The organism is Accumulibacter sp. (genome assembly GCF_029255145.1).
Taxonomy (GTDB): domain Bacteria; phylum Pseudomonadota; class Gammaproteobacteria; order Burkholderiales; family Rhodocyclaceae; genus Accumulibacter.
The window spans coordinates 18,457-35,278 of sequence record NZ_JAPUVQ010000110.1; the positions used below are offsets into that span (position 1 = coordinate 18,457).

Below are 16,822 nucleotides of genomic sequence, written 5' to 3' on the forward strand. Positions count from 1 at the left end.
AAAAGCACGGACCAAGAGCCCGCGCCACGAGAACTCTACCGAACTGCGCGTTCCCTTGTCTTGTCGGTCTTTGGCTATCATCATGCACCGAAAAGATCGTTGCGGAGACGGTCTGCTGTTCCCTGCCAAGACGCGGTACCGGAAGAATCGTGCCGTCGAGGAGAAGACCATCCAGACCGCGGTCTATTCTTGCCACCGTTACAGCCAGACGCGGCAAGACGCGGGCTGACGCTGCGCGGACCAGGCTTGCGGTTTCACACTGCTCGCCACGCGACCTGCGGCGCACCTGTCGCGCTCTGCTTGCCGCAATGGGTTGTCCGGACGCGGTTGGAGAATCGATATACCTGACCACATGCTGCCTGGCGTGCTTGGCCTCTACAGCAAGCACGCTTACGATTGTGAGCGGGTGGAATGGCTCAGGCGACTTTCCGACCATTTGGAGAGTCTTGCTCCTTGTGTAGCTGCATGCTGTTTCTTTGCCCCAGTGTTTGGTGGCGGTGGAAGGTCAGACGCTGGCCGTGATTCGGCCCATTGCTCAACCTCCCGCAGCAGCCATCCGACGCGTCGCACTGATATTTTGCCGCGGCTGAGGGAAATGTCCCGGTCCAAGGCGGACCATGGTTTGGACGGTCGATTCGGACAGCGTGAGTATTTTGGCCGCGTGCGCGCGAACAAGAAGCGGCGTACCGACGAGCATTACCTGACCAGCTTCGCCCCGACATGCCTGCGCATGGAACGCGACCGCGTGCCGCTCTGGCGCGGCAACCATGTGGCTGTTAAGGAGCTGGTCGACGGTTTCGCGCGCTGTCTATACGGCCACGGCTCAGAAACTCCAGTGTGCAGCTCGACGCGATCCGCGATGGCGTGAACCTGCTTACCTGAACACAGGACAGCCTGGCTCTTGCCGACAGTTCCGACGAAGGTGAAGGCCGCCACAACTGGCTGCGCGGCGGCACGATGGTGACGCCGGTCCACGCCCATGCGCTGGATCTGGTGGTGAAGCCCGAGGTGGACAGCAAGCAGGTCGACGCCGAGCGGTGTGCGCGGCCGGCGGATGGGGTGCCAGGGCAATTGCCTGCCTGGAGTAGCACCGGAGCGGCGTCCGCCCTCCCGGGCGCAACTTCGCCCGGCGCCGTGCCACCGGCGCCGGTGAAGGTGAAGCGCTAGCACGGCACGGTAGTCCTCGATACCGCACGCCTGGGGCGAGACGCGAGCCGGATTGCTGATGAGGTCATTTCGCACCTCGCTGGGCTGGTCGGTGCGTCAGTGACGTTAGTCATCGAGCTTGAAGCCGAGATAGCGAGCGGCGTCCCGGATCCTGTCGTACGTGCCGTGACCGGGAACAGCCGGACACTGAACTACGAGTCAGTCATTTCCGAAGGAATAGGCGCCAATTGTCGCGCGGCACTCTTGTACCCTGGAAGCTGTGCCGCTCAGTCATCGGCGGGCACTCGTTTGGCGTGCCCGGCCGCGGCAGCGGGTGCCGGGGAATGCCGAGCTCAAACCGTGTCCATGTTGCTCGAAAGAGGTGGCCGGTGAGCGTTGCGGGTCTCAGGCCGCAAGCCCCGGCGTCCGGTGGCCGTCGATCACCTGCAGCAGTTGCGCGAAGACCTTCGGTGTACCGGCGACCAGGTTGCCGGACTGCAGGTAGGTCTCGTTGCCGGCGAGGTCGCCGACCAGTCCACCAGCTTCCGAAATCAGCAGCGCGCCACCGGCCATGTCCCACGGCGACAGGCCGAACTCCCAGAAGCCGTCGAAGCGTCCACAGGCGACGTAGGCCAGGTCGAGCGCCGCGGCACCCGGGCGACGCATGCCGGCGGTTTTCTTCGCGAGTTCCTTGAAGATTCCCAGGTAGGCATCGATGTGGTCATAGACACGGTAGGGGAAGCCGGTGCCGATCAGTGCGTTTTCCAGTTTGAGGCACTTGCTGACCCGGATCCGCCGTTCGTTGAGGAAGGCGCCACCGCCCTTGCTGGCGGTGAACATCTCGTTGCGCACCGGGTCGTAAACTACCGACTGCGTGACCTGGCCGCGGTGCGCCAGGGCAATCGAGATCGCGTACTGCGGAAAACCGTGGATGAAGTTGGTGGTGCCATCAAGCGGGTCGATGATCCACTGATACTCGCTGCCGCCGGCCTGGCCTGCGGTTTGGCCCGACTCTTCTGCTAGAATGCCGTATTCCGGATAGGCCTCGCGCAGGATGTCGATGATCGCCGCCTCGGCGGCCTTGTCCACTTCGGTAACGAAATCGCTCTGTCGCTTGGTGGTGATCTGCAGGCGCTCCAGATCCAGCGAGGCACGGTTGATGATCTGGCTGGCGCGACGCGCCGCCTTGATGATGATGTTGAGAGCTGGATGCATGGCCTTGAAGGACGCATCGGGCGGCTGATGCCGATCGATGGCTGTGGTGGGGGACCCCGATTCTAATATGAACAGGCCTGCAGGGTCTCATTCTTCCGGCTCGCCGCTAGATCGCATTCGCGTCGTCCTGTCGCATCCCAGCCATCCGGGCAACATTGGTGCCGCCGCGCGCGCGATGAAGACGATGGGTCTGTCGCGCCTGCTGCTGGTCAATCCGAAGTGCTTTCCGGACCAGCAGGCGGTGGCTCGGGCTGCCGACGCCGGCGACATCCTGACGCGGGCGCAGGTATGCAGCAGTCTCGATCAGGCGCTGGCCGGCGCGATCCATGTCTACGCTCTGTCGGCGCGGCACCGCAACCTTGGGCCGCCGGCGATGCCGGCCCGCGAGGCAGCAACCGACATTGCGGCCCAGGCCAGCGACGGGGAAGTGGCCGTGCTTTTTGGAAACGAGACGGCCGGTCTGTCGAATGCCGAGGTACAACGCTGCCAGCGGACGGTGTTCATCCCCGCCAACCCCGACTACAGCTCGCTGAATCTCGCTTCGGCGGTGCAACTGGTATGTTACGAACTGCGCCTGGCGGTCTTTGACGGGCGCCCGCCGGTGCTGACCCGGGCGGTGCCCTTTGCCTCGCCGCTGGCGCCGCATCAGGAGGTCGAGCGTTTCTACGAGCATCTCGAACGGGTGATGGTCGGCAGCGGTTTCCTTGATCCGCAGCGGCCCAGGCGCTTGTTGCCGAAGCTGCGTCGCCTGTTCGGACGTGCGGAACTGGAGAGCGACGAGATCAACATCCTGCGCGGACTGCTCGACGCCGTCGAACGGAAATTTTCCGGGCCTCGCCCGGCGGACGATGACTTGAAGAATAGTGGACCAAAATAGTAGGTTATTGTAAAATCAGCGTCATCGCTCAAGGACTTTCTTTTCATGTTCATCCGTCTGCGCGAAGACATCCAATCCGTATTCGACCGTGACCCGGCAGCGCGTACCTCCTGGGAGGTGCTGACTTGCTACCCGGGCGTGCACGCGATCGTCCTGCATCGTCTCGGGCACTGGTTGTGGACGCATCGTTGTCCTTGGCTGGGCCGTCTCGTTTCGCACCTCGGGCGCTTCTTCACCGGCATCGAAATCCATCCCGGGGCGACCGTCGGACGTCGGATGTTCATCGATCACGGGATGGGTGTGGTGATCGGCGAGACGGCCGTGATCGGCGATGACGTCACGCTCTATCATGGCGTCACGCTCGGTGGCACCTCGTGGAACAAGGGCAAGCGCCACCCGACGCTGGAGCGCGGCGTGGTGATCGGCGCCGGTGCCAAGGTGCTCGGGCCGATCACCATTGGTGCGGGGGCCAAGGTCGGCTCCAACGCGGTGGTCGTCAAGGACGTCCCGCCGGGGGCGACGGCGGTCGGCAACCCGGCCCGGATCATCGATAGCGAGCAGGCACGCAAGCGCGAGCAGATGGCCGGGCAGTTGGGCTTTTCGGCCTACGCGCTGGCTGGCGACCAGGACGACCCGCTGGCCAAGGCGATCCATGGGCTGCTCGACCATGCGGTCGACGGTGACCGGCGCTTCGAGTTGCTGCTCAAGCGGCTCGAGGAGGCCGGCGTGCATGTCAACGGCGACCTGGTGAAGGCGGATCAGTTCGATCCGCAATACTTGAGTAAAATAGTTGACTAATTGGCGAGGCGCCGATATAGTCAATAGTGTAGTGATCTAATCAACTATTATTGGTGGAGGTAGTATGCGACTGACGACCAAAGGACGTTTCGCGGTGACGGCGATGATTGACTTGGCCTTGCGTTGCGCCGACGGCCCGGTGTCTCTGGCGGGTATCAGCGATCGCCAGAAGATCTCGCTGTCGTATCTGGAGCAGTTGTTTGGCAAGCTGCGCCGCCACCAGTTGGTCGGCAGCGTGCGTGGCCCAGGCGGCGGTTACTGCCTGGCGCGGCCGACCAGCGCGATGACCGTCGCCGACATCATTCGCGCTGTCGATGAGCCGCTCGATGCCACCCAGTGCGGTGGTCGCGAGAACTGCCAGGACGACGAGCGCTGCATGACCCATGACCTGTGGGCGACCTTGAACGTCAAGATGTTCGACTATCTGAGTTCGGTGACCCTGGCCGAACTGGTTGATCAGCAGCTCACCAGGCGCGGTGCCGACGTCGCCGTTCTGCATGATGCGCGGCGGCCCGGCGTGCGGCAGCGCGCCAAAGTCGTCGCATTCGGCCGCTGAGCGCAGGCCAGCGCCCGCAATTGCACTCTCTAGCGCCCAAGCCGATGTTCGCGCCCGTCTACCTCGATCACAATGCGACCACCCCGGTCGATCCGGCGGTGCGCGAAGCGATGTTGCCCTACCTGTCGGGACAATACGGCAACGCCTCGAGCCGGCACGAGTACGGCCGCGCCGCCAGGCGAGCCATCGACGAAGCGCGCAGCAAGGTCGCTGCGGCGGTTGGCGCGCATGCCAGCGAAGTGGTGTTTACCAGCGGTGGTTCGGAAGCCAACAACCTGTTGATCAAGGGTGCCGCGGCTTGTCTGAAACCCGGCCTGGTGGCAGTCAGCGCGATCGAGCATCCCTGCGTGATAAGGCCGGCCGAGCAGTTGCGCAAACGTGGCTGGACTCTGCACAAGCTGGAGGTTGATCGCGATGGGCGGGTCGATGCCGGGAATTTCCAGGCCTTGATCGCTGAACAGCCGCCGCGGATCGTTTCTGTGATGCTGGCCAACAACGAGACCGGCGTGTTGCAGGACATCGAGACGCTGGCCGCGCTGGCGAGAACCGCCGGGGCCTGCTTTCACAGCGATGCGGTGCAGGCGGTAGGCAAGCTGCCGGTCGATTTTCGCCGCCTCAATGCCGCCGGCGTGCACGCGCTGACCTTGTCGGCACACAAGATTGGCGGTCCCAAGGGTGCTGCGGCGCTGATACTCGACAAGCGGCTCGATGTCGAGCCGCTGATTGCCGGCGGTGGCCACGAGCGCGGACTACGCTCGGGTACCGAGAATGTGGCGGCGATCGTCGGCTTCGGCGTTGCCTGCGAACTGGCGGCGGCGCGTCTGGCTGCAACGGCTCCCCATTTGCTGGCATTGCGTGGGCGCGTCGAATGCGGCCTGCTTGGCCAAGGCGCGACGCTCTTTGGCCAAGCGGCCGAGCGTTTGCCGAACACCGTCTATTTCGCTTTTCCGGAACTTGATGGCGAAACGCTCGTCGGACAGCTCGACCGTGCCGGCTACGCAGCAGCCAGCGGTGCCGCGTGTTCGAGTGCCAGCCCCGAGCCGTCGCACGTGCTGCAGGCCATGGGTGTGGCGCCCGGGCTGGCACGCGGCGCGGTACGCGTCAGTCTCGGGGGCGCCAACACCGTCGCCGAGGTCGACGGTTTCCTGGCAACGCTGCAGGGCACCGTGCGCCGCCTGCAAGGGCTGACCGCGATGGCAGTTTGAGCGGTGGCGCCGGACCGGCGCGGCGTCAGTCATCGGCACCAGATTTATGACACGTACTAGATGTATCACTCGTATCACTCGGAGCATGAGCAATGTTGAAACTACCGATCTATCTCGATTATTCGGCCACGACGCCGGTCGATCCGCGCGTCGCCGAGAAAATGATCCCCTATCTGGTCGAGAAATTCGGCAACCCGGCTTCGCGTTCGCACGCCTTCGGCTGGGACGCGGAAGCCGCGGTCGAGGAGGCACGCCTGGAAGTGGCGACGCTGGTCAACGCCGACCCCAAGGAGATCGTCTGGACCTCGGGTGCCACCGAGTCGAACAATCTGGCGCTCAAGGGTGCGGCGCAGTTTTACGCCGGCAAGGGCAAACACCTGGTGACGGTCAAGACCGAGCACAAGGCCGTGCTCGACACTTGCCGCGAACTCGAGCGCCTGGGCTTCGAGGTCAGCTACCTTGATGTCATGGACAACGGCCTGCTCGACCTCGAGGCCTTCAAGGCAGCGCTTCGCCCGGATACCAGCGTGGTGTCGGTAATGCTGGTCAATAACGAGATCGGCGTGATCCAGCCAATCGCCGAGATCGGCGAGATCTGCCGCGCCAGGGGCATCGTCTTCCACGTCGACGCGGCGCAGGCGACCGGCAAGGTGGTCATCGATCTGGCGACGCTGAAGGTTGATCTGATGAGTTTCTCGGCGCACAAGACGTACGGGCCAAAAGGAATCGGCGCCCTGTACGTGCGCCGCAAGCCACGCGTTCGTCTGGCCGCCCAGATGCACGGTGGCGGCCACGAGCGCGGCTTCCGTTCCGGAACCCTGGCGACACACCAGATCGTCGGCATGGGCGAGGCCTTCCGCCTCGCACGGCTCGAGATGGGCGCCGAGAACGAGCGTATTCGCATGCTCCGTGACCGCCTGCTGAAAGGGTTGTCGGACATCGAACATGTCTACGTGAATGGCGACCTGGAGCAGCGCGTTCCGCACAATCTGAACATCAGTTTCGCCTACGTCGAAGGCGAGTCCTTGTTGATGGCGGTCAAGGATCTGGCGGTTTCTTCGGGGTCGGCGTGCACCTCGGCTTCGCTTGAACCGTCGTATGTCTTGCGCGCCCTCGGCCGCGAGGACGAACTGGCGCACAGCTCGATCCGCTTCACGCTCGGCCGGTTCACCACCGAGGAAGAGATCGATTACGCGAGCCGCCTGCTGCACGACAAGATCGCTCGCCTGCGCGAACTATCGCCGCTCTGGGAGATGGTCCAGGAGGGCGTCGACCTGAGTACGGTCCAGTGGGCCGCACATTGAGAAGGCATTGAAGGAGAGTCAAGATGGCATACAGCGTGAAGGTTCTGGATCACTACGAGAATCCGCGTAACGTGGGTTCCTTCGGCAAGGAAGAGGAGGGTGTGGCCACCGGCATGGTCGGCGCTCCCGCCTGTGGCGACGTGATGAAACTGCAGATCAAGGTCGGCAAGGGCGGCGTCATCGAAGACGCCAAGTTCAAGACTTACGGCTGCGGCTCGGCGATCGCGTCGTCGTCGCTGGTGACCGAGTGGGTCAAGGGCAAGACTGTCGAGCAGGCGCTGGGGATCAAGAACACCCAGATCGCCGAGGAGTTGGCACTGCCGCCGGTAAAAATCCACTGCTCGATTCTTGCCGAGGACGCGATCAAGGCCGCCGTCGCCGATTACAAGAAGAAGCACGCCGACCAGGTCGTCGGTTAAGGCCGCAGGCGAGTCACTTAACAGCAAACGCAAAGCAGCAGGAGGTTTTCATGGCAGTGACGCTTTCTGAACGAGCGGCCAGCCACGTCGCCAATTACATGGTCAAGCGCGGCAAGGGCATTGGCCTGCGCCTTGGCGTACGCACCAGCGGCTGCTCGGGCATGGCCTACAAGCTCGAGTTCGCCGACGTCGCGCAGCCTGACGATATCGAGTTCGAGTCGCACGGCGTGCGCGTTCTGGTTGATCCGAAAAGCATGCCCTACCTCGACGGTACCGAACTCGACTACGCGCGCGAGGGGCTCAACGAGGGCTTCCGGTTCAACAACCCGAACGTCAAGGATGCCTGCGGCTGCGGCGAGAGCTTCAACGTCTGACTTTGTGGCGGACGGCCCGCCGCAGAGCGGTTGCCGCGGTTGGCGGGACGTGCGCGATGGATCACCGAATGGATTTCAACACCGATCATTTCTCGCTGTTCGAGTTGCCGCCGGGGTTCCGCCTTGACGCTGCACTACTCGACCGACGTTATCTGGAAATGCAGTCCAGGGTCCATCCCGACCGCTTCGCCAGTGCTGGCGAAGCCGAACGGCGCCTGTCGCTGCAATGGGCGACACGGGTCAACGAAGCGTACCAGACGCTGAAAAAGCCGCTCGCACGGGCGAAGTACCTGTTGCATCTGGCAGCTCATGAGATCGGCAGCGAGAACAATGCTGCCATGCCCGCCGACTTTCTGGTTGAACAGATGGAGTGGCGTGAGGCGGTCGGCGAAGCGCGCGCTGCCGGTGAGCACCATGAGCTCGAGCATCTGCATCACCGCTTGCAGCGCGAGATCCGCGAACGCTACGACGAACTTGCCGTTTTGCTCGACGATCAGCACGATCTTGAGCAGTCTGCCGATCGCATTCGGCGGCTGATGTTCATCGAGAAGCTGCTGATCGAGATCGACGACGCGATGGTGGCCTGCGAAGAGTAGCAGCAGCGGCAAGTTCAGTGCCTTCACCCACCCGCAACACGTCTCAGGACCCCTTGTCGCCATGGCTTTATTACAGATTGTCGAACCCGGCGAGTCAGCCGCGCCGCACGAGCACCGGCTGGCGGTCGGCATCGACCTTGGTACGACCAACTCGCTGGTGGCGAGCGTACGCAGCGGCGTGGCGGTCGTCCTGCGTGATGAACTCGGCCGCCCGCTGCTGCCCTCGGTGGTCCGCTACCTTCCTGACGGCGGCAGTGAAGTTGGCTACGAAGCGCAGGCCGCGCAGGCGATCGATCCGCGCAACACCATCGTTTCGGTCAAACGCTTCATGGGGCGAGGGATCACCGACATCGCCAATCGCGAGTCGATGCCCTATAATTTTCAGGGCGGCCCGGGGATGTTGCGGATCCATACGGCGGCCGGGCTCAAGAGTCCGGTGGAAGTGTCCGCCGACATCCTGCGCACGCTGCGTTTGCGCGCCGAGGCGGCGCTGGGTGGCGCGCTGCTTGGCGCGGTGATCACCGTTCCTGCGTACTTCGACGATGCCCAGCGGCAGGCGACCAAGGACGCGGCGAAACTCGCCGGACTGCCGGTTCTTCGCCTGCTCAACGAGCCGACCGCGGCGGCGATCGCCTACGGACTCGACAACGCCGCCGAGGGCGTCTACGCCGTCTATGATCTGGGTGGCGGCACTTTCGACATCTCGATCCTCAAGCTGTCAAGGGGGATCTTCGAGGTGCTGGCGACCGGCGGCGACTCGGCGCTCGGTGGCGACGATTTCGACCAGCGCATCTTCTGCTGGATTCTCGAAGCGGCGAAGCTCAAGCCGACGTCCGTCGAGGATGCCAGCATGCTTCTGACGCGCGCCAGGGAAGCCAAGGAATACCTGACCTTTCACGGCGTTGCGCCGATTACCGGAAGACTGAACAGCGGCGAGGTCGTCGACTTGAGGCTTAGCACCGAGATCTTCGCCGAGATCACCCAGACGCTGGTGGCCAAGACCATGCAGCCGGTGAAGAAGGCACTCCGCGACGCCGGCTTGTCGGTCAGCGACGTCAAGGGCGTGGTGATGGTTGGCGGTGCCACCCGCATGCCGCAGGTGCAGCGAGCGGTCGGCGAGTTCTTCCGGCAGGACCCGCTGAACAACCTCGACCCGGACAAGGTTGTCGCCCTCGGCGCGGCGACGCAGGCCAACCTGCTGGCGGGCAATCACACGGCCGGCGACGACTGGTTGCTGCTCGACGTGATTCCCTTGTCGCTGGGAATCGAAACGATGGGCGGCCTGGTCGAGAAGATCATTCCACGCAACTCGACGATCCCGACGGCGCGAGGGCAGAACTTCACCACCTTCCGCGACGGCCAGACGGCGCTGGCCATCCAGGTCGTACAGGGCGAGCGCGAGCTGGTCAGCGACTGCCGTTCGCTGGCGCGCTTCGAATTGCGCGGGATCCCGCCGATGGTCGCCGGCGCGGCGCGCATTCGGGTCGCTTTCCAGGTCGACGCCGACGGCCTGCTGGCGGTCAGTGCGCGCGAGCAGACCTCTGGCGTCGAAGCCAGCATCGTCGTCAAGCCGTCGTACGGACTTTCCGATGACGAGATCGCCGGGATGCTCAAGGACTCGCTGGCGCACGTCAAGGATGACGCACTGCAGCGCGCCTTGAAGGAGTCGCAGGTGGACGCACGGCGCCTGCTCGAGGCGGTGCGGGCGGCGCTAGCCACCGACGCCGACCTGCTGTCCCCAGACGAGCTGTCGCGCGTCGAAAGTGACATCGTCAAGCTCGAAAGCGTGGCGCCCGGCGATAACCGCCGGCAGATCATGCTGGCGATGGACGACCTCGAAGCCGATACCAAGGACTTCGCCGCGCGGCGCATGGACAAGTCGATCAGGCGGGCGTTTGCCGGCCGCAACATCAGCGAGCTGGGCAGCGATTCCGCAGCAGCGAAAAGCGGAGAGACGGCATGACCCGGATCGTCGTTCTGCCGCACCTCGAACTCTGCCCCGACGGTGCCGTCTTCGACGCCAGACCGGGCGAATCGCTGTGCCAGAACCTGCTCGAGAACGGCATCGCCATCGAGCATGCCTGCGAGATGTCGTGCGCCTGCACCACTTGCCATGTCGTCGTCCGTGAAGGCTTCGGCGCGCTGGAACCATCCGACGAACTCGAGGACGACCTGCTCGACAAGGCCTGGGGTCTGGAGCCGAATTCGCGCCTGTCGTGCCAGGCGATGGTCAACCAGACACCGTTGACCATCGAGATCCCGCGCTACTCGATCAACATGACCAAGGAGGGCAAGCGATGAAATGGACCGACATCAACGAGCTCGCGGTCGAACTCGCCGAAGCGCATCCGGAAGTCGACCCGCTGAAGATCAATTTCGTAGACCTGATGAACTGGATATTGGCCTTGCCGGGATTTGACGACGACCAGCGGCACTGCGGCGAAAAGATTCTCGAGGCGGTCCAGCAAGCCTGGATCGATGAACTGGCATGAAGCCGGACGATTCGGGCGGTCGGCAGCGCAATGTCCTGGGTGGCTTGCTCGGCTCGTGCAGCGAGAAGCCAATGACCGGTTTCTTTCGCGACGGCTGTTGCAACACCAGTGAAGAGGATTTCGGCAGCCATACGGTCTGCATCCTGACCACCGCCGAGTTTCTCGAGTTCTCGCGGGCGCGCGGCAACGACCTGACGACGCCGCGGCCGGAGTTCGGATTTTCCGGACTGCAGCCCGGCGACCGCTGGTGCCTTTGCGCCGCACGCTGGCGCGAAGCCCTGCTTGCCGGCAAGGCGCCGCGGGTCGTCCTCAACGCCACCAACGAAGCTGCACTGCTGATTGTCAGCCTCGACGATCTCAAGCGTCATGCCATCGACCTGAATTGACCTGCCGCAGCTGCCGGCCTCGCGGCCGGTTGGCGATGATTTGCTCGCCAGCGCTCAGTGTTGCATCCTAATGGCGGGCGCAGTGCCGGAGTCGGCGTCGATGACCGTCTGCGGTTTTCGGACCGGTGCGTCGATCCTGCTGCTGTCGCCGTCGTCGAAGCTCAGGGTCAGCGGGACCGTGTCGCCTTCCTGCAGGGATTGCCGCAGGTCGATCAGCATCACGTGGTAGCTGCCGGGCTTGAGCTCGGTCTGCGCCCTCGCCTTCAGTTCGATCTCGGTCACCTGCCGCATGCGCATGACCCCGTGGTCGTTGCTGTGGCTGTGCAGTTCGACCGACCGCGCCACCGGGCTTTCGGCCTTGACCAGCTTGCGGTCGCTGTTGCCGGTGTTGCTGATGGTCATGAAGGCCGCCGTGTTGGCGGTGCCGGGTGGGCTCATGCGCACGTACGGGGCAACGACCGTGAGGTCGCTGGGCGCTGCGCGGGTGGACAGCGGCTGCGCCAGTGCAGCGGCGAGCGCAATCAGGGTCGGATGAAGACGCATGGTTGTGAACTGCTCCTTTCGTTCGGGAAGAGGCTGAGGCGTTGAAGCCGGTAAAGCGGTGGTGGCATCGCCTTGCGCTTCACCTTTGGGCCGGCGAGGCCAGCTACTGCCGAAGTGCCGTCGATGCTTTCGTGCCCGTTGGCGTTCGCTTGCTGGTGTCGATAGCTGGCGCCGTACTGCCCGGTGACGGCGGCGGTCTGCGCCGCGCTGCCGCTCCGGCCGATGGTCGCGCCGGGTCGAAAAACGCTCCTCGTCTCGCAGGGGCACAACCGTGTCACGCTCGCGGCCGGCCGAGGTGAAGATTCCCCGCGCGCGCTCACGCTCGCGAGGTTGGGGGGACATCCGGGCATGAAGTGTATCCGAAGTAGATCAAGAGCACTTTTCCAGGGTAGGCGGCCGGCGCTACCGGCCCTTCCGGCCTCGCCAGCTTGAAGTCTCGTCCGGCTGAGCCCGCCACTGGCGGAAGCTGGAGGTCTTTGCGGCATGAAGCCCGCTAGCGTTGGCGGCAGCGGGCTCCAGAAAGCGGCGACGAAGATCCGGGCGGCGCGCCGGGGACGACCGCCCGGCACATCAACAGCAGGTGCGTTTTCGTTGCTCGTGCCGCCGGCTCTAGTGGCCGCTGAGGAAGCGGAATGGCACGGCTACCAGCGACTGGCCGGTATCGACCAGGACTGTGGCATCCCATTCCATGGTCCCGGTGATGCATACCGGCAGGCTGGCCTGGCCGGTGAATCGGCCGCCTAGCTGCTTCTCGAGCAGTGGTCGGTTGTAGCCCATCTTCATGTCTGTGCCAGCGAAATCCACTTCGACCTTGCGCACTTCGCTACCCTTGAAGGACGCTTGCAGGTGCAGTGGCTGGAGGGCGGGGATGGGCCGGGGCTCGATCGAGAATTCGAGCTGGGATCCGTCGGGTAGCGTCGCCACGCAGCGCTGCTGGTCGAGCTTGCAGTTCGACAGCGGCAGGGTGATATCCGTTTTCGGACCGAATGGCGGCGCCAGCTTGTAGCCGACGACTCCGAGGACGGCGAGCGCTAGCAGGATGGCGGCGTCAAGCAGCAGGTTCTTGGTCATCCAGCGGGCGTCTGGTCGGTTGGCGGTTGAGTCTTGGTATCGTCGGCGTGGATCCTTTCCCGGACGTTTCCTGGCGATCGGAGGACCGGGAGCAGCACGTTCCGGAGGCGAATCGGCGTGGCTGCACCGGCGGATGGGGGCAGCTTGGCGAAACTTGATGCACCTCAAATTATCGCGCACCGCTTGTCTCCACAATGTGCGGCATATTGCCGCAGTCGCGTCACCGGGCGCGGCAATCGAAAATGGTGCGGGTGGCCGCCGATTGATCAAAGGGAGAGCAAAAATGAAATTCCGAACGAAGCAAGCCGCGTCGATGCTGCTCGCAGCAGGATTCGGCTTCGCAGCGGTCGGCAGTGCCTACGCTGCCGAATCACTGCAGGACGTGATGAAGCGCCGGAACCTGTCGCAGCAGGATCTGCTGGCGGCGTCCAAGACCTACGTGCCGACCGGCAAGCGCGACGAGTTCGTTGCCTTTTCGTCCGGCGGACAGTCCGGGCAGGTCATTGTCTACGGCATCCCGTCGATGCGCATCCTCAAGTACATCGGCGTGTTCACGCCGGAGCCCTGGCAGGGCTACGGTTTCGACGAAAGCTCGAAGGCGGTTCTCGCGCAAGGGAAGATCGACGGCAAGGACATCACTTGGGGCGATACCCACCATCCGGCGATGTCGGAGACTCAGGGCCAGTACGACGGGCAGTTCCTGTTCATCAACGACAAGGCCAACCCGCGCCTGGCGGTGATCGACCTGCGTGATTTCGAGACCAAGCAGATCGTGGTCAACCCGATCTACAAGTCGGAACACGGCGGCGCTTTCGTGACCCCGAATACCGAGTACGTGATCGAGGCCGCGCAGTACGCGGCGCCGCTCGAGAACAAGAAGTTCTATCCGCTCGAAGACTTCAACGAGAAATACCGTGGCGGCGTCACCTACTGGAAGTTCGACCGCAAGGAAGGTCGGATCGACCCGAAGCAGTCGTTCTCGGTCGAACTGCCACCGTACAGCCAGGATCTGTCGGACGCCGGCAAGGGGCCATCAGACGGCTGGTCCTTCACCAACTCCTTCTGTAGCGAGCGTTACGTCGGCGGTATCGAGAAGGGCCGGCCGCCCTATGAAGCGGGTTGCTCGGCCAAGGATACCGATTACATGCACGTGATCAACTGGAAAAAGGCGGCCGAGCTGGTCGCTGCCGGCAGGGCTAAGAAGATCAACGGTCACGACGTGCTGATGCTGGACACCTCGATCAAGGAAGGGGTTGTCTTCCTGGTTCCGGAACCGAAGTCGCCGCACGGTGTTGATGTCACGCCGGACGGCAAGTTCATAACCGTTTCCGGCAAGCTCGACACGCACGTTTCGGTCTATTCGTTCGAGAAGATCCAGGCCGCGATCAAGGCCGGAAAGTTCGAATCGAAAGACCCCTACGGCCTGCCGGTGATCAACATGAAGGATGCGCTGCACACCCAGGTTCAACTGGGTCTCGGCCCGCTGCATACCCAGTACGACGCCAAACCTTGCGTGGCCTATACCTCGCTGTACGTCGATTCGCAAGTGGCCAAGTGGAACTACTGCGAAGGCAAGGTGCTCGACAAGATCAGTGTGCATTACAACATTGGTCACCTGATGACCATGGAGGGTGATTCCATGGATCCCAAGGGTCGTTACCTGGTGGCGCTCAACAAACTGGCCATCGACCGCTTTGTTCCGGTTGGTCCGCTGCATCCGCAGAACCACCAGTTGATCGACATCAGCGACGACAAGATGCAACTGCTGTACGACATGCCGGTCCCGCTGGGCGAACCGCACTACGTGGTCGCCATCGAAGCGAGCAAACTGAAGCCGGGCGTTCGCTACAAGGTCGGTACCGACAGCCGGACCGACAAGAAGCATCCGGGTGCGGTTCGCGCCGGTGAAGAAAACACGGTCAAGAAGGGTAACAAGATCGAGGTTTTCGGTACTCTGATCCGCTCGCACATCACGCCGGAAACGATCGAGGCCGAGGTTGGTGACGAGATCACCATCAACCTGACCAACCTCGAGCGGGCACAGGACGAGACTCACGGCTTCGCGGTGTCGACCTACAACGTGCACGCTTCGATCGAACCGGGCAAGACCGTTCAGGTCAAGTTCAAGGCTGACAAGGAAGGCGTCTATCCGTACTACTGCACCGAGTTCTGCTCGGCGCTGCACCTGGAAATGCAGGGTTACCTGCTGGTCAAGCCGAAAGGCTGGAAAGCGACCAAGACCTCCACCGCGGCTGGCACCAACTACACCGAAGCGGACTACAAGGCGCAGTTGAAGAAGGTCGTCGACACGCAGGCGGTGATCGACTCGGTGGTTGGCTACATCACTAGCGTGAACTACAAGGACTTCCCGGATGTGGTCAATATGATGGACGACGCTGTCGATCAGTTGGGCAAGATCAAGGATGCCAAGGCCAAGGCTGACGAAGCTGCCGGCAAGAAGGACTGGAACAACGCAGCGCTGTGGACCGAGCAGATCTGGCAGTATCAGGTCAAGGCTGCGGACCTCGGCCTGCGTGCCAAGACCTATCTCGAGCAGAATGGTGCCAAGAAGGCCAAGTAAACCGTCTTGATCTGACGCAAGGCAACTCAGCGGGGAGCGGAGTTTATCTGTTCCCCGTTTTCTTATGAAGAGGAAATGACCATGAACAAGCTGATGGCTCTTGTCGCATTATCGACGCTGGCGGTGTCGCCAGCGCTGGCCGCTGACGGCGCGAAGCTGTATACGGAAAAGACCTGCAGCGCCTGCCACGGTCCGGCGGGTGACAAGCCGCTGATGCCCGATTACCCGAAGATCGCCGGGCAGAATGCCAAGTACCTCGAAAGGCAGATGCTCGACATCAAGAGCGGTGCTCGTGCCAACGGCAACTCGGCGGCGATGAAAGGAGTGATGCCGCTGGTCAGCGACACGGAGATCACCGCGATCGCCGAGTATCTTTCGAAACTCAAGCCTTGAGCAGCGCTGCGGGCACGCCCGCCCGCTGGCTGGCCCGCACCGGCCTTGATAATTATCAACGCCAAACACCCGGTCGCTTGCTAGATTGGCGGGTGTGGAGTCTCAAACATTAGGGAGTTAGCAATGAAGAAATTGATTCTGGCCGTTTCGCTGGCAATGATCGCCGTCGGCGCAGCGCATGCTGGCCCGCCGGCGCCCAAGGCGCAGGGTATCGAGAGCAAGGAATACAAGTGGAACGCGCAGGAGGGCGAAAAGCTCGAGGCGCTGAAACTCAAGGGTGACAAGACGCGCGGCGAGGAAGGTTACGAAGTGTGCGGAGCCTGTCATCTGCCGTCCGGCGCAGGCCGCCCCGACGGGACCTTCCCGCAACTCGCCGGCCAGCACACCACGGTGCTGATCAAGCAGATGGCCGACATCCGTTCCGGGCTGCGCGACAACCCGACCATGTACCCGTTTGCCGCGACCCTGGTTGACCCGCAGGAACTGGCAGACGTGGCGGTTTACATCGAGTCGCTGTGTATTCCCGTCGACCACGGCAAGTACGAAGGCGCCGACGTCGAGAAGCAACTGGCGACCGGCAAGGAACTCTACGAGAAAGAATGCAAGGACTGCCACGGGTCGAATGGTCAAGGGGTCAAGGACAAGTTCTATCCGGTGATCGCTGGTCAGCACTACAAGTACCTGTTGCGCCAGATGACCGAGATTCGCGACGGTCATCGTCGCAATGCCAATCCGGACATGGTCAAGATCATCAAGAAGTACAACAACGAGCAGCTGGTGGCCATTTCAGCTTACCAGTCGAGCCTGGTGATGCCGGGCAATATGTGCAAAGCGAAGGCGGCGGCCAAGAAGAAGTAGTCGGTTTG

The 16,822-nt window shown here is 63.0% G+C and carries 20 protein-coding genes; 16 read left to right on the forward strand and 4 right to left on the reverse strand.

What is annotated here, in order from left to right:
* The first annotated feature begins 595 nt into the window (after positions 1-595).
* On the forward strand, positions 596-868 hold the full coding sequence (locus Q1L50_RS11400) for a hypothetical protein (protein WP_300338914.1): 273 nt from the start codon (positions 596-598) through the stop codon (positions 866-868).
* 683 nt (positions 869-1,551) lie between these two features.
* Here Q1L50_RS11400 and Q1L50_RS11405 read toward each other — a convergent pair.
* A complete protein-coding gene (locus tag Q1L50_RS11405) occupies positions 1,552-2,361 on the reverse strand; it encodes an inositol monophosphatase family protein (protein ID WP_300338737.1) in 810 nt (269 codons plus the stop codon).
* A 67-nt stretch (positions 2,362-2,428) separates the two neighbouring features.
* Between Q1L50_RS11405 and Q1L50_RS11410 the strand changes: the two genes are divergently transcribed.
* From Q1L50_RS11410 to Q1L50_RS11465, 12 genes are all read left to right on the forward strand, one after another.
* Positions 2,429-3,238 (forward strand): RNA methyltransferase, encoded by an 810-nt coding sequence (locus Q1L50_RS11410; RefSeq protein WP_300338740.1) that lies wholly within the window; start codon positions 2,429-2,431, stop codon positions 3,236-3,238.
* Positions 3,239-3,283: 45 nt separating this feature from the next.
* Entirely contained in the window at positions 3,284-4,036 is a 753-nt protein-coding gene (cysE, locus tag Q1L50_RS11415; RefSeq protein ID WP_300338743.1) for a serine O-acetyltransferase, read from the forward strand.
* A gap of 64 nt (positions 4,037-4,100) precedes the next feature.
* Positions 4,101-4,592: a Fe-S cluster assembly transcriptional regulator IscR gene (gene iscR, locus Q1L50_RS11420; RefSeq protein ID WP_300338746.1), complete on the forward strand. Its 492-nt coding sequence runs from the start codon at positions 4,101-4,103 to the stop codon at positions 4,590-4,592.
* A gap of 44 nt (positions 4,593-4,636) precedes the next feature.
* Positions 4,637-5,797, forward strand: coding sequence for a cysteine desulfurase family protein (locus Q1L50_RS11425; RefSeq protein ID WP_300338749.1), 1,161 nt, complete (start codon positions 4,637-4,639; stop codon positions 5,795-5,797).
* Between the two features lie 92 nt (positions 5,798-5,889).
* Positions 5,890-7,101, forward strand: a complete 1,212-nt coding sequence (locus Q1L50_RS11430; RefSeq protein WP_300338751.1) for an IscS subfamily cysteine desulfurase — start codon at positions 5,890-5,892, stop codon at positions 7,099-7,101.
* A 23-nt stretch (positions 7,102-7,124) separates the two neighbouring features.
* On the forward strand, positions 7,125-7,520 hold the full coding sequence (iscU, locus tag Q1L50_RS11435; protein ID WP_300338754.1) for a Fe-S cluster assembly scaffold IscU: 396 nt from the start codon (positions 7,125-7,127) through the stop codon (positions 7,518-7,520).
* A 50-nt stretch (positions 7,521-7,570) separates the two neighbouring features.
* The gene (gene iscA, locus Q1L50_RS11440; protein WP_043568452.1) at positions 7,571-7,894 is read left to right on the forward strand and encodes an iron-sulfur cluster assembly protein IscA; all 324 of its coding nucleotides are present in this window, start codon (positions 7,571-7,573) and stop codon (positions 7,892-7,894) included.
* A gap of 68 nt (positions 7,895-7,962) precedes the next feature.
* Positions 7,963-8,490, forward strand: a complete 528-nt coding sequence (gene hscB, locus Q1L50_RS11445) for a Fe-S protein assembly co-chaperone HscB (protein ID WP_300338757.1) — start codon at positions 7,963-7,965, stop codon at positions 8,488-8,490.
* Positions 8,491-8,551: 61 nt separating this feature from the next.
* Positions 8,552-10,453: a Fe-S protein assembly chaperone HscA gene (gene hscA / locus Q1L50_RS11450; RefSeq protein ID WP_300338760.1), complete on the forward strand. Its 1,902-nt coding sequence runs from the start codon at positions 8,552-8,554 to the stop codon at positions 10,451-10,453.
* On the forward strand, positions 10,450-10,791 hold the full coding sequence (fdx, locus tag Q1L50_RS11455) for an ISC system 2Fe-2S type ferredoxin (RefSeq protein ID WP_300338763.1): 342 nt from the start codon (positions 10,450-10,452) through the stop codon (positions 10,789-10,791). The genes hscA and fdx overlap by 4 nt, the downstream gene beginning before the upstream one ends.
* On the forward strand, positions 10,788-10,982 hold the full coding sequence (gene iscX / locus Q1L50_RS11460) for a Fe-S cluster assembly protein IscX (RefSeq protein WP_300338766.1): 195 nt from the start codon (positions 10,788-10,790) through the stop codon (positions 10,980-10,982). Before fdx ends, iscX begins: the two co-directional genes overlap by 4 nt.
* Positions 10,979-11,368, forward strand: a complete 390-nt coding sequence (locus tag Q1L50_RS11465; protein WP_300338769.1) for a DUF2237 domain-containing protein — start codon at positions 10,979-10,981, stop codon at positions 11,366-11,368. Before iscX ends, Q1L50_RS11465 begins: the two co-directional genes overlap by 4 nt.
* 54 nt (positions 11,369-11,422) lie before the next feature.
* On the opposite strand, the gene Q1L50_RS11470 is transcribed toward Q1L50_RS11465, so the two are convergent.
* The 3 genes from Q1L50_RS11470 to Q1L50_RS11480 form a co-directional block, all read right to left on the reverse strand.
* The gene (locus Q1L50_RS11470; protein WP_300338771.1) at positions 11,423-11,911 is read right to left on the reverse strand and encodes a copper chaperone PCu(A)C; all 489 of its coding nucleotides are present in this window, start codon (positions 11,909-11,911) and stop codon (positions 11,423-11,425) included.
* Between the two features lie 316 nt (positions 11,912-12,227).
* Positions 12,228-12,368, reverse strand: a complete 141-nt coding sequence (locus Q1L50_RS11475) for an SCO family protein (protein WP_300338773.1) — start codon at positions 12,366-12,368, stop codon at positions 12,228-12,230.
* A gap of 152 nt (positions 12,369-12,520) precedes the next feature.
* Positions 12,521-12,982, reverse strand: coding sequence for a hypothetical protein (locus Q1L50_RS11480; RefSeq protein ID WP_300338776.1), 462 nt, complete (start codon positions 12,980-12,982; stop codon positions 12,521-12,523).
* Positions 12,983-13,265: 283 nt separating this feature from the next.
* Here Q1L50_RS11480 and nosZ point away from each other — a divergent pair, with 283 nt between their 5' ends.
* The 3 genes from nosZ to Q1L50_RS11495 all read left to right on the forward strand — a co-directional run bounded on the left by nosZ (position 13,266) and on the right by Q1L50_RS11495 (position 16,814).
* Positions 13,266-15,563, forward strand: a complete 2,298-nt coding sequence (gene nosZ, locus Q1L50_RS11485) for a Sec-dependent nitrous-oxide reductase (RefSeq protein WP_300338778.1) — start codon at positions 13,266-13,268, stop codon at positions 15,561-15,563.
* Positions 15,564-15,644: 81 nt separating this feature from the next.
* Entirely contained in the window at positions 15,645-15,956 is a 312-nt protein-coding gene (locus Q1L50_RS11490; RefSeq protein ID WP_300338780.1) for a cytochrome c, read from the forward strand.
* Between the two features lie 123 nt (positions 15,957-16,079).
* Positions 16,080-16,814, forward strand: a complete 735-nt coding sequence (locus Q1L50_RS11495) for a c-type cytochrome (RefSeq protein WP_300338782.1) — start codon at positions 16,080-16,082, stop codon at positions 16,812-16,814.
* The last annotated feature ends 8 nt before the right edge of the window (positions 16,815-16,822 follow it).